This is a genomic window from Sphingomonas sp. SDUR79 (assembly GCF_056821745.1).
In genome coordinates this window covers 1828681-1841283 of record NZ_JBPDIN010000001.1, presented here as the reverse complement: position 1 = coordinate 1841283, position 12603 = coordinate 1828681, and the positions used below count along the sequence as shown (strand labels likewise).

Here is a 12603-nt window from a genome sequence, read left to right as displayed (position 1 = left end):
TAATGGCGGTCAAGGCGTTGAGCGGCTTTGGATGGTTTCTGACCGGCGTGATCGTCACGCCGGCCTGTTACCTGGTGTCGTCGCAGGTTGCGGCCGAGCGGTCGAAGGTCGAAGCGGTCGAGCGTGCCATCGCCAAGGCGCACAAGGACATCCGCGGCCTTGAGACCGAGTTCGACACGCGCGCCAATCTGGCCCAGCTCGAGCGCTGGAATGGCGAGGTGATGCGCTATACCGCGCCGACGCCGCGCCAGTTCCTCGCAAGCGATACCGAACTCGCGGCGCTGCGCCCGATGGAAGGTGACGGCACCGCCGAGCGCTATGCCGCGATGGTCGTTCCGCAGGGCCTGCCCGAAGTGGTGAGCGGCCCGACGGTGGCGAGCGATGCGGTCGCGGCGGTCAAGCCAGTGTTCGAGAAGGCGGCGGCCGCGAAGACCCCGTCGGCTCCGGTTGCGGTCGCTGCGGCAACCGCTGTCAAGGCAAAGCGGGCGGCTGCGCCGGCGCCGGTCGTCGCAAAGGACGCGGCGGTGGCGTCGCTGGACAGCAAGCTGCTCAAGGATTCGAGCTTTGGCGACCTGATGCAGGGCGTCCGCGCGGAGGCGCGCAAATTGCGGTGACGGTCCTGGTCGCCCCAGCGCCGCGGATCCGCCCACGCGATGGCAGCCGGTCGTCGCCGATCGCGGTCGCGCATGTGCGGCTGATGATCCTGACCCTGTTGTTCGCGGCGGCATTTGCGGTGATCGTCGGGCGGCTGGCGCTGCTCGCAGTCTTTGCCGAGCCGCAGCGGGCGCCGAGCGTCAACGCGATGCTGGTCCCGTTGCGCGGCGATCTGGTCGACCGCAATGGTGCGCCGCTTGCCCGCACGATCGACGCCTGGTCGATCGGCGTGCGGCCCGACCGGGTGATCGGCGACAAGGTGGCGTTGGCGCAGATGCTGGCGGCGACGCTGCCGGGCAAGAGCGCGGCGGACTATGCCAAGCTGCTCAACAGCAAGGCGAGCTTCACCTATCTCCAGCGGCGCGCGGTGCCGGAATTGGTCGCTGCGGTACACGCGCTGGGTGAGCCGGGGATCGAGTTCGCGCGCGAGCCGCAGCGGCTGTATCCGCAGGCGACGCTGGCGGCGCACGCGCTGGGCTTTGTCGATTTCAACGGCAAGGGCGTGAGCGGGATGGAGCATATCCTGGACCGCCAGCTCACCGATCCGGCGCTGCGCGGAAAACCGGTGGCGCTGTCGATCGACCTGCGCGCGCAGGCGGCGCTGGACAGCGAGCTGGGCGCGGCGATGGCGAGTTTCCAGGCGCAGGGCGCGGCTGGCGTGATTCTGGACGTGGCGACGGGCGAAGTGGTGGCGATGACATCGCTGCCGACGTTCAACCCGAACAATGTGAAGGGCGCGAACCCCGAGCATTTCCGCAACAATGTGACGCAGAGCGTTTATGAGCTGGGCTCGACGTTCAAGCCGCTGACCATGGCGTTCGCGATCGAGACGGGCGTCGCGCCGTCGATGTCCAAACGCTACGACGCGACCGAGCCGTTGCAGGTCGGAGGCTTTCGCATCCGCGACGATCATGCGCAAAAACGCTGGCTGAACATCCCCGAGACGCTGATCCATTCGTCCAACATCGCGACGGCACGGATCGCCGACGAGCTGGGCAAGGAGCGGATGGAGGCGATGTTCCGCGGTCTTGGCTTCGATACCAAGGCGCCGATCGAGCTGGGCGGCGTGGCCGGGCCGTTGTGGCCGAAATACTGGGCGCGGACCACGGTGATGACCACCGCCTATGGCCATGGCATCGCGGTGACGCCGCTGCATCTGGCCAGCGCCTATGCCGCGATGATCAATGGCGGGGTGTGGCGCCCGGCGACGCTGCGCAAGATCGAGCCGGGCAAGGCCCCGGCAGGCCGTCGTGTGATTTCCGAGGCGACCAGCGCGCGGATGCGCCAGCTGATGCGCCTGATCGTCACGCACGGAACCGGCAGCAAGGCGGATGCGCCGGGCTATCGCGTCGGGGGCAAGACCGGCACTGCCGAAGTGCCTGGACGTGGCGGATATCAGCGCAACAAGAATGTATCGACCTTTGCAGCGGCTTTCCCGATGGACGCACCGCGCTATGTGGTGCTGGTGATGCTCGATTCGCCGATCGGTAATGCGCAATCTGCGGGCCAGTCCACCGCCGGGTGGACCGCGGCCCCCGTCGTCAACCGCGTGGTGATGCGCACCGGCGCGATGCTGGGCGTCGTTCCTGACGAGCGGCGGGACGTGGATGTATCCGACCTCACGCCGTTGCTGTGGAAGGCGGAGGCCAAGGGCAAGCCCGCCGCCGTCGCCGCGCTGGGCGCGGGGGTGGACGAGTGAAGCTCGCCGAACTCACCGGCGGAGACGAGCAGAGCATCGTCACCGGCTTCGCCATCGATCACCGCAAGGTCGCGCCGGGCACCGTGTTCGGCGCGTTTCGCGGCACGCGGTTCAATGGCGAGGATTATATTGCCGAGGCGGTGGCGCGCGGGGCAATCGCGGTGGTCGCGCGGCCCGAAGTGACGGTCGCGGGTGCGGCGCATATCGCCAGCGATCACCCGCGCACCGAATTTGCGCGGATCGCGGCGCGGTTCTTTGCGCCCTTCCCCGAGACTTCGGTGGCGGTCACCGGGACCAACGGCAAGACGTCGACGGTCGAGATGGTGCGGCAATTGTGGCTGATGGCGGGGCATCATGCCGCGTCGATCGGCACGCTGGGCGTGACCACGGCGGGCGAGATGGTGTCGACCGGACTGACCACGCCGGACGTGGTGACGTTCCTGTCCAATGTCGCGGGGCTGGCGCGCGAGGGCGTGACGCATCTGGCGTTCGAGGCATCGAGCCATGGCCTGTCGCAGTACCGCACCGAGGGGCTGCCGGTGCGCGCGGCGGCGTTCACGAACTTGAGCCGCGACCACCTCGATTACCACAAGGACATGGCGGATTATCTGACCGCCAAGCTGCGGCTGTTCGCCGATGTGCTCGATCCCGATGGCACGGCGGTGGTGTGGGCCGACGATCCGCATAGCGAGCGGGTGATCGACATTGCGCGGATGCGCGGCAACCGGATCATTACCGTTGGCGAGCATGGCGACACGATCCGACTGGTGTCGCGCGCGCCGACTCTGCTCGACCAGAAACTGGAGATCGCGTTCGGGGGCGAGACCTATCGCGTCGGGCTGCCGCTGATCGGTGGCTATCAGGCGGCGAATGCGCTGCTTGCGGCGGGGCTGGTGATCGCGACCGGGGGCGATCCGGCGCAGACCTTTGCCAATCTTGCGCGGTTGCAGCCGGTGCGGGGCCGGCTGGAGCGGGCGGCGATCAGCAGGACCGGGGCACCGGTCTATGTCGACTATGCGCACACGCCCGATGCGATCGAGGCGGCGATCGCGGCGCTGAAGCCGCATGCGGCGGGGCGGCTGATCCTGGTGTTCGGCGCGGGCGGCGACCGCGATCCGGGCAAGCGCGAGCCGATGGGGCAGGCAGCGGTGGCGGGCGCGGACCTGGTGTTCGTGACCGACGACAATCCGCGCGGCGAGGATGCAGCCACGATCCGGCGCGCGGTGATGAAGGGCTGTCCCGAGGCGACCGAGATCGGCGACCGGCGCGCGGCGATCGGGGCGGCGGTTGCGGCGGCGGGCCCGGAAGATATCGTGCTGATCGCCGGCAAGGGGCATGAGCAGGGGCAGATCGTCGGCGACATGGTGCTGCCGTTCGACGATGTCAGCGTGGCGCGCGAGGCGGCGGCGTGAGGGGGGAGCTCTGCAAGTTCCCCTCCCGCTTGCGGGAGGGGTTAGGGGAGGGCCTGTCTTTTGGCGGCACCCCGATTGGACAGGCCCTCCCCCGGCCCCTCCCGCAAGCGGGAGGGGAGAAGTGACGGCTACGCTGTGGACCTCGGCCGAAATCGCATCCGCGACGGGCGGAACGGCTTCGGCAGAGTTCGCCGTCGACGCGGTTGCGTTCGACAGCCGGGAGGTGGGACCGGGCGCGCTGTTCTTTGCGCTGACCGGCGAGACGACCGACGGGCACAAGTTTCTGGATCAGGCCTTTGCCAGCGGTGCGGCGGGGGCGGTGGTGTCGCGGGCGACGGCGCATCCGCATGTCCTGACCGATGACACGATGGCGGCGCTGGAGGATCTGGCGCGGGCGAGCCGGGCGCGCATGAGCGGGGTGGTGATCGGCGTCACCGGATCGGTCGGCAAGACCGGGACCAAGGAAGCGCTGTTCGAGTGCCTCGACCGGCCCGAGCCGGGGCAGGCGCACCGCTCGGTCAAAAGCTATAACAACCATACCGGCGTACCCCTGTCGCTGGCGCGGATGCCGCGCGACACGCGCTTTGGCGTGTTCGAGATGGGGATGAACCATGCCGGCGAGCTGGCCGCGCTGACCCGGATCGTGCGGCCGCACATCGCCATCGTCACCACCATCGCCCCGGCGCACACCGAATTCTTCGACAGCGTCGAGGGGATTGCCGATGCGAAGGGCGAGATTTTCCAGGGGCTGGAGCCGGGCGGGACGGCGATCGTGCCGTTCGACAGCCCCTATCGCGACCGGCTGATCGCGGCGGCACAGCCGCATGCGGCGCGGATCATCACCTTCGGCCTCGGCAAGGGCGCCGATGTGCGCGCGGTCGAGATCGTGCATGGCCAGCCCGGCGGGACGTTCGTCACCGCGCAGATCGGCGCGGACAAGACGCTGAGCTTCACCCTGTCGCAGCCGGGCGACCATTGGGTTGCCAATGCGATGGCGGTACTGGCGGCGGTCGACGCGGCGGGCGGCGATCTGGAGCAGGCCGGGCTGGCGCTGGGCGAGATGGGCGGACTTGCCGGGCGTGGCGCGCGGTTTGGCGCGAAGGTCGACGGCGGCGAAGCGCTGGTGATCGACGAGAGCTATAACGCCAACCCGGCGTCGATGCGCGCGACGCTGGCGGTGCTGGCGGCCACCCCGGCGACGCGGCGGATCGCGGTGCTGGGCGAGATGCGCGAGCTGGGCGAGCAATCCGGCGACTTCCACGCCGATCTGGCCGAGCCGGTGACAGCGGCGGGCGTCGAAGCGGTGCTGCTGGTCGGTGAAGGGATGCAGCCGCTTGCTGCAGCGCTTGAGGGGCGGGTCGAATTGGTCCATGTGCCCGACGCCGCTGCGGCGCGCGTGTCGCTGGAGGCGATGCTGCGCGCCGGGGATGCGGTGCTCATCAAGGGTTCGAACGGGGTCGGGCTGTCGCGGGTCGTCGCGGCGCTGGCGGGAAGGGGCTAATGCTATACGAACTTGCCGAATGGCTGGGTTTTCCGGGCATTTTGAACCTGTTCCGCTATCTGTCGTTCCGCACCGGGGCGGCTGTCGCGACCGCGCTGTTCATCGGCCTGATCCTGGGGCCACGCTTCATCGGCTGGCTGCGCGTGCGGCAGGGCAAGGGGCAGCCGATCCGCGCCGATGGGCCGCAGAGCCACCTCGCCAAGCGCGGCACGCCGACGATGGGCGGGCTGATGATCCTGACCAGCCTGACGCTCGCGCTGCTGCTGTGGATGGATCTCACCAATCCCTATATCTGGGCGTGCATCTTCGTGACGCTCGGTTTCGGGATGATCGGGTTCCTCGACGACTATGACAAGGTGCGCAAGGCGAGCACGGCGGGTGTTTCGGGCAAGGTCCGGCTGCTCGGCGAATTCGCGATCGCGGGCATCGCTGCGTGGGTGATCACGCTGCAGAACGGGACGATGCTGTACGTGCCGTTCTTCAGCCAGTTCAGCGTCGACCTTGGCTATTTCTACATCGTGTTTGCCGCGTTCACGATCGTGGCGTTCGGCAATGCGGTGAACCTGACCGACGGGCTGGATGGGCTGGCCACCATGCCGGTGATCATCGCGAGCATGGCGTTCATGCTGATCGCCTATGTCGTGGGCAACAAGGTGTTCGCGACGTATCTTGGCATCCCGCATGTCGCGGGGGCGGGTGACCTCGCCATTTTCTGTGGCGCGATTGTCGGCGCGGGGCTGGCGTTCCTGTGGTTCAATGCGCCGCCGGCGGCGGTGTTCATGGGCGATACCGGGAGCCTGGCACTGGGCGGGGCGCTGGGCGCGATTGCGGTGACGACGCATCATGAGCTGGTGCTGGGGATCATCGGCGGTCTGTTCGTGGTCGAGGCGCTGAGTGTCATCATCCAAGTGTTCTGGTACAAGCGCACCGGCAAGCGCGTGTTCCGCATGGCACCGATCCACCATCATTTCGAACAGCTTGGCTGGAGCGAGCCGACGGTCGTGATCCGCTTTTGGATCATCGCCTTTGTCCTCGCGCTGGCGGGGCTCGCGACGCTGAAACTGCGGTGATCGTTTCCGCCGCCTGGCGCGGGAAACGCTTTGCGGTACTCGGGCTGGCGCGGTCGGGGGCGGCGACCGTGCGTGCGCTGCTGGCTGGCGGGGCGGAAGTGCTGGCGTGGGACGATGCCAAGGACAAGCGCGACGCAGTGATTGCCGACGCCCGTGATCTGCTGGACGAGCAGCTGTTCGTCGATGACTTCACCGATTGGCAGGAGATCGAAGCGGATGGCTTCGTCTTTTCTCCGGGTGTTCCTCTCAATCGCCATCCCTTGGCGATCGTTGCGCGCGATGCCGGCGTGCCGATTATCGGCGATATCGAGCTGTTTGCGCAGGCGCGGGGCGAGCTTCCGGCGCACAAGGTCGTCGGGATCACCGGGACCAATGGCAAATCGACCACGACCGCGCTGATCCACCATATCCTTGACACAGCGGGCGTTCCGGCGCGGCTGGGCGGGAATATCGGGTTGCCGATCCTGGGGCAGGAGCCGTTGCCGGAGGGTGGCGTCTATGTGCTCGAGCTGTCGAGCTATCAGATCGACCTGACCCAGAGCCTCGATTGCGAGGTCGCGGTGCTGCTCAACATCACGCCGGATCATCTCGATCGCTATGCCGGGTTCGATGCCTATGCGGCGTCGAAGGGGCGGCTGTTTGCGATGCAGTCCAAGGGGCATGCCGCGATCATCGGGATCGGGGACGAAGCGTCGCAGGGCGTGGCGAAGCAGGTCGCGCGCTCCGGGCGGGCCGAGGACGTGACCAAGATCGCGCCGGGCTTCTGCATGGACCAGTCGCGCTGGCCGGCATTGCAGGGGCCGCATAATGCGCAGAACGCGCTCGCCGCCATCGCCGCGTGCGAGGCGCTGGGGGTGGATCAGGCGAGCATTGGCCGTGGCCTTGAGAGCCTTCCCGGCCTGCCGCACCGGATGGAGCGGGTCGCGACCAGGAACGGCGTGCTGTTCGTCAATGACAGCAAGGCGACCAATGCGGAATCGACCGCACCGGCGCTCGCCGCCTATCCACGCGTCCACTGGATTTTGGGTGGCAAGGCCAAGACCGCCGATCTTGACGCCTGCCGTTCGGGTTTCCCCCATATTGTCCGCGCCTATACCATCGGCGAAGCGACGGAGATGTTTGCGGAAATCCTGAAGGGCGAGATGCCGGTCGAACGCTCGGGCACGTTGGCGCAGGCGGTGCGTGCGGCGGCGGCGAATGCGGTGGCGGGGGAGACGGTGTTGCTGTCCCCGGCGTGCGCGTCGTTCGACCAGTTCCGCGATTATGAGGATCGCGGCGACCAGTTCCGCGCGGCGGTGGAGGCTTTGTCATGAGCGAGGTGATCCGCGCGACCACCAAGCGCAAGCCGCTGCGGGAACGGTTCGAGGACCAGCTGAGCCGGGGCAGCAAGACGCCGCTGGGCCTGTGGTTCTGGGAAATCGACCGCATCCTGTTGCTGCTCGCGTTCCTGCTGATCGGCATCGGACTGGTCGCGGTGGCGGCGGCGTCACCGGCATCGGCCGAGCGCTATTCGGATACGACCAAGCAGTTCGCGTCGATGCATTATTTCTGGCGACAGGCGCTGTGGATCGGGCTGTCGATCCCGGTGCTGCTGATCGTGTCGATGCTGCCGGTCGGGCTGGCGCGGCGCGGCGCGATTCTGGGCACCGCGATCTGTGTGCTGCTGGTCGGGCTTGCCGCCTTCTTTGGCACCGAGGTCAATGGCGCGCGGCGCTGGGTCGGCTTTGGCATTGCGTCGTTCCAGCCTTCGGAGTTTCTCAAGCCGCTCTATATCGTCACCACCGCGTGGCTGTTGTCGCTGCGCGCGAAGGATCCGAGCCTGCCGGTGATCCCGGTGACGGGCGTGCTGACCATCGTCATCGCCGCATTGCTGATGAAGCAGCCCGATTTCGGGCAGACGATGATCTTTGCCGCGGTGTGGGTCGTGCTGTTGATGCTGGCAGGGATCTCGACGCGCGCGATCGGGTTCCTCGGCGGCGCGGGCGTGGCCGGAGTGGTAGCGGCCTATCTGTTCTACGACACCGCGCGCACGCGCATCGACAGCTTCCTGTTCCCCGATCCGGAAAAGGCGCAGGCGGAGCATTACCAGACCGATATGGCGCATGCGGTGCTGACCGGAGGCGGCGCGACCGGCACCGGGCCGGGCGGCGGAACGGTCAAGTTCAAGCTGCCCGAGGCGCATACCGACTATATCTTCTCGGTCGTGGGCGAGGAGTTCGGACTGATCGCGTGCATCGTCATCGCGCTGATCTACCTCGCCATCGTCGTGCGGGTGCTGATCAAGCTGCTGGACGAGGAGGACTCGTTCCGGTTGCTCGCGGCGGCGGGGCTGGCGGCCCAATTCGGGATTCAGGCGGTGATCAACATGGCGGTCAACACCGGCCTTGCCCCCTCCAAGGGGATGACCTTGCCCTTCATTTCTTATGGCGGATCGTCGATGGTGGCATTGTCGATCGGGATGGGACTGCTGCTCGCTTTCACGCGGCGGAACCCGTATCTGAAGCGCTCAAGCTATACGGTTCGAGGGAAGAGTTGATGACATCGGGACGGCAATACGTCCTTGCCGCCGGGGGTACCGGCGGACATATGGTTCCCGCCGCAGCGCTGGCGGCGGAGCTGATGCGGCGCGGGCACAGGGTTGCGCTGATTTCCGACGAGCGCGGGGTGCGCTTCCCCGATCTGTTCGACGGGATCGAGACGCATGTCGTTCCGGCATCGCGCTTTGCCGGCGGGCCGATCGGGTGGCTGAAGGCGCTCCGCACCATGGCCAAGGGGCGGGCGCAGGCGCGGAAACTGTATCGTCAGTTGCGCCCGGCGGCGGTGGTGGCGTTTGGCGGCTATGCGTCGATGCCTGCGCTGTCGGCGGCGTTCGCGGCGAAGGTGCCGACGGTGATCCATGAGCAGAATGCCGTGCTGGGCCGGGTCAACCGGCTGGTCGCGGGCAAGGTGGGGGCGATCGCCACCAGCTATGCCGAGGTGGCGCGGTTGAAGCCTGCCTATGCCAACAAGATCCATCTGACCGGCAATCCGGTGCGGGAGGCGGTGCTGGAGCTGCGGCTGCGGCCCTATCCGCCGCTGGAGGAGGATGGGATTTTCCGGGTGCTGGTGACCGGCGGAAGCCAGGGCGCATCGGTGCTGAGCCAGGTGGTGCCCGACGGCCTCGCGCTGCTGCCTGTCCATTTCCGCCGCCGGTTGCAGGTGACGCATCAGGCGCGGGTCGAGGATATTGACGAGGTGCGCCGCAAATATGCCGATCATGGCATTCCGGCGGAGATCGCGACGTACCTGCCCGACCTGCCCGAGCGGCTGGCATGGGCGCATATCGTGATCGCGCGCGCGGGTGCGTCGACGATTGCCGAGCTGACTGCGGCGGGGCGTCCGGCGATCCTGGTGCCGCTGCCGAGTGCGACCGACGATCACCAGACGGCGAACGCGCGCGAGATTAGCGCGGCCGGTGGCGCGCGGGCCATTCCGCAACGCGCGTTCACCGCGCAGGAACTGGCCAAGCAGATCCAGAAGCTGGGGCTGGACCCCGAGGGGCTGGCGCATGCCGCAGCGTGCGCGCGCAGCGTCGGGCGGCCCGATGCGGTGCGCGATCTGGCCGATCTGGTGGAATCGATCGACGCCGACTGGGCGTCGGCGGGAATGGGACGGGCCGAGCCGGTGAAAATCGCGCAGGGCGGGGAGGCGTTTGCGTGAAGGGTGTCGCCAAGGATATCGGCACGATCCATTTCGTCGGCATCGGCGGGATCGGCATGTCGGGCATTGCCGAGGTGATGCATAATCTGGGTTACAAGGTGCAGGGCAGCGACAGTGCCGAGGGCTATGTTGTCGAGGGCCTGCGCAAGCGCGGCATTGCGATCACGATCGGGCAGAGCGCGGATAATCTGGGCGACGCGGCGGTTGTCGTGACCTCGACCGCGATCAAGCGCGACAACCCCGAAGTGCAGGCCGCCTATGCCGCGCGTATCCCCGTGGTGCGGCGCGCGGAGATGCTGGCCGAGCTGATGCGGCTCAAGTCCACCGTTGCGGTTGCGGGGACGCATGGCAAGACGACGACGACCAGCATGATCGCGGCGCTGCTGGATGCAGGCGGGATCGACCCGACCGTCATCAATGGCGGCATCATCAACCAGTACGGCTCCAACGCGCGGCTGGGCGACAGCGAGTGGATGGTGGTCGAAGCCGATGAGAGCGACGGCAGCTTCTTGCGGCTCGATGGCACGATCGCGGTGGTGACCAATATCGATCCCGAGCATCTCGATCATTATGGCAGCTTCGAGCGGGCCAAGGACGCTTATGTCGAGTTCGTCGAGAACGTCCCCTTCTATGGCGCAGCGCTGCTGTGCCTCGACCATCCCGAGGTGCAGGCGATCATCCCGCGCGTGCGCGACCGGCGGATCGTGACCTATGGCTTTGCGGCGTCGGCGGACGTGCGCGGGGTCAACGTCCAGCCCTATCCGGGCGGCAACAAGTTCGAGGCGATCATTCGGCACCGCGACGGGACGACGCGGTCGATCGAGGGGATCGAGCTGCCGATGCCGGGGCGCCACAATGTCCAGAACGCGCTCGCCGCGATTGGCGTGGCGCTGGAAATGGGGATCGACGACGCGACGATCCAGAACGGCTTTGCCAAGTTCGGCGGGGTCAAAAGGCGTTTTACCAAGGTCGGCGAGATCGCGTTCGAGGGTCAGATTCCGGCGATCGTGATCGATGATTATGGCCACCACCCGGTCGAGATCCGCGCGGTGCTGTCGGCGGCGCGGGAGAGCGCGCAGGGGCGGGTGATCGCGGTGGTGCAGCCGCATCGCTATTCGCGGCTCGGCAATCTGATGGATGACTTTGCGCAGGCGTTCAACGACGCCGACATGGTGCTGGTGACGCCGGTCTATGCCGCGGGCGAAGCGCCGGTCGAAGGCGTGAGCGGCGAGGCTCTGGTCGAGCGGACGCTTGCGCGCGGTCACCGGCTGGCGGAGAGCGTCGCCGATGCCGATGCGCTGGCGGCGCGGATTGCGGAGGTGGCGCTGCCGGGCGATCTGATCGTGTGCCTGGGTGCGGGCGATATCACCAAATGGGCCGCTGGCCTGGCCGAAGCGGTCGACGCCAAGCGGAGCGTGGCGGCATGAGCGACTGGTTCACCCTCGCGACCGATATGCAGCGCGAAATCCTGCGCGCGCAACAGGCGCAGATGGATGCGGCGAAGACGATGCTCGATGCGGGCACGGATGTCGCGAAGCTGCAGGAGGCGGGGGCCAAGGCCGCCGAGGCGAACTTGTCCTATTGGAAGCAATGGACGAAATTGTGGGGGATGAAGTGAGCGCAACGCTTCTCCCCAAGGTGCGGGGGAAGCTGACCCCCGACGCGCCGCTCGCCCCGCTCGTCTGGTTCAAGAGTGGCGGGACGGCGGAATGGCTGTTCGAGCCGGCGGATGTTGAAGATCTGGCCGAGTTTTTGCGCGAGCTGGACCCGGCGGTGCCGGTGATGGCGCTGGGGCTGGGGTCGAATTTGATCGTGCGCGATGGCGGGGTGCCGGGCGTGGTGGTGCGGCTGGGCAAGGCGTTTGCGAAGGTTCAGGCCGAGGGCCAGACGCTGACCTGTGGCGGCGGGGCGAGCGGGATTCTGGTTTCTTCGACCGCGCGTGACGCGGGGATCGCTGGCGTCGAGTTTCTGCGGTCGATCCCCGGAACCGTGGGCGGGTTCGTGCGGATGAATGGTGGCGCTTATGGGCGCGAGACCAAGGACGTGCTGGTCGATTGCGAAGTCGTGCTGCGGTCGGGCGAGCGGGTGACGTTGCCGGTTGGGGAGCTGGGCTATACCTATCGCCACTCCGAACTGCCCGAGGGGGCGATCGTGGTGAGCGCGACCTTTCGTGGTGAGCCGGGTGAGCCGGCCGCCATCCAGGCCGAGATGGACCGCATCGCCGCTGCGCGTGAGGCGTCGCAGCCGTTGCGGAGTAAGACCGGCGGATCGACCTTCAAGAACCCCGAGGGCGACAAGGCGTGGAGGCTGGTCGACGCGGCGGGCTGTCGCGGGCTGACGCGCGGCGGGGCGCAGGTGAGCGAGAAGCATACCAACTTCCTGATCAACACCGGCGACGCGACCAGCGCGGATATCGAAGGGCTGGGGGATGAGGTTCGCGCGCGGGTCAAGGCGGCGAGCGGGGTTAAGTTGGAATGGGAAATTCAGCGCGTGGGAGTGGCGAAGTGACGAGCATGCCGTCGCCCCGGCGCAGGCCGGGGCCGCCAAGTTTTGAAGTTCAAGCACCGC

The 12603-nt window shown here is 67.5% G+C and carries 11 protein-coding genes; all 11 read left to right on the top strand.

Going from position 1 to position 12603, the window contains the following annotated elements:
* Window positions 1-2 precede the first annotated feature (2 nt).
* The 11 genes from ACRYLO_RS09020 (at window position 3) to murB (ending at window position 12543) form a co-directional block, all read left to right on the top strand.
* Entirely contained in the window at window positions 3-614 is a 612-nt protein-coding gene (locus tag ACRYLO_RS09020) for a hypothetical protein (RefSeq protein ID WP_482659839.1), read from the top strand.
* A complete protein-coding gene (locus ACRYLO_RS09015) occupies window positions 611-2353 on the top strand; it encodes a peptidoglycan D,D-transpeptidase FtsI family protein (RefSeq protein WP_482659838.1) in 1743 nt (580 codons plus the stop codon). Before ACRYLO_RS09020 ends, ACRYLO_RS09015 begins: the two co-directional genes overlap by 4 nt.
* A complete protein-coding gene (locus tag ACRYLO_RS09010) occupies window positions 2350-3765 on the top strand; it encodes a UDP-N-acetylmuramoyl-L-alanyl-D-glutamate--2,6-diaminopimelate ligase (RefSeq protein ID WP_482659837.1) in 1416 nt (471 codons plus the stop codon). Before ACRYLO_RS09015 ends, ACRYLO_RS09010 begins: the two co-directional genes overlap by 4 nt.
* A gap of 121 nt (window positions 3766-3886) precedes the next feature.
* Window positions 3887-5266 (top strand): UDP-N-acetylmuramoyl-tripeptide--D-alanyl-D-alanine ligase, encoded by a 1380-nt coding sequence (locus ACRYLO_RS09005; RefSeq protein ID WP_482659836.1) that lies wholly within the window; start codon window positions 3887-3889, stop codon window positions 5264-5266.
* Window positions 5266-6336 carry a phospho-N-acetylmuramoyl-pentapeptide-transferase gene (mraY, locus tag ACRYLO_RS09000; protein WP_482659835.1) on the top strand — a complete coding sequence of 357 codons (1071 nt, stop codon included), beginning with the start codon at window positions 5266-5268 and terminating at the stop codon, window positions 6334-6336. The genes ACRYLO_RS09005 and mraY overlap by 1 nt, the downstream gene beginning before the upstream one ends.
* Window positions 6333-7649, top strand: a complete 1317-nt coding sequence (gene murD / locus ACRYLO_RS08995; protein ID WP_482659834.1) for a UDP-N-acetylmuramoyl-L-alanine--D-glutamate ligase — start codon at window positions 6333-6335, stop codon at window positions 7647-7649. Before mraY ends, murD begins: the two co-directional genes overlap by 4 nt.
* Window positions 7646-8872 carry an FtsW/RodA/SpoVE family cell cycle protein gene (locus ACRYLO_RS08990; RefSeq protein ID WP_482659833.1) on the top strand — a complete coding sequence of 409 codons (1227 nt, stop codon included), beginning with the start codon at window positions 7646-7648 and terminating at the stop codon, window positions 8870-8872. The genes murD and ACRYLO_RS08990 overlap by 4 nt, the downstream gene beginning before the upstream one ends.
* Complete coding sequence (gene murG, locus ACRYLO_RS08985) at window positions 8872-10035, top strand: undecaprenyldiphospho-muramoylpentapeptide beta-N-acetylglucosaminyltransferase (RefSeq protein WP_482659832.1); 1164 nt, start codon at window positions 8872-8874, stop codon at window positions 10033-10035. Before ACRYLO_RS08990 ends, murG begins: the two co-directional genes overlap by 1 nt.
* Complete coding sequence (gene murC / locus ACRYLO_RS08980; RefSeq protein ID WP_482659831.1) at window positions 10032-11462, top strand: UDP-N-acetylmuramate--L-alanine ligase; 1431 nt, start codon at window positions 10032-10034, stop codon at window positions 11460-11462. Before murG ends, murC begins: the two co-directional genes overlap by 4 nt.
* Window positions 11459-11653 (top strand): hypothetical protein, encoded by a 195-nt coding sequence (locus ACRYLO_RS08975; protein WP_482659830.1) that lies wholly within the window; start codon window positions 11459-11461, stop codon window positions 11651-11653. Before murC ends, ACRYLO_RS08975 begins: the two co-directional genes overlap by 4 nt.
* Window positions 11650-12543 carry a UDP-N-acetylmuramate dehydrogenase gene (murB, locus tag ACRYLO_RS08970; protein ID WP_482659829.1) on the top strand — a complete coding sequence of 298 codons (894 nt, stop codon included), beginning with the start codon at window positions 11650-11652 and terminating at the stop codon, window positions 12541-12543. Before ACRYLO_RS08975 ends, murB begins: the two co-directional genes overlap by 4 nt.
* The last annotated feature ends 60 nt before the right edge of the window (window positions 12544-12603 follow it).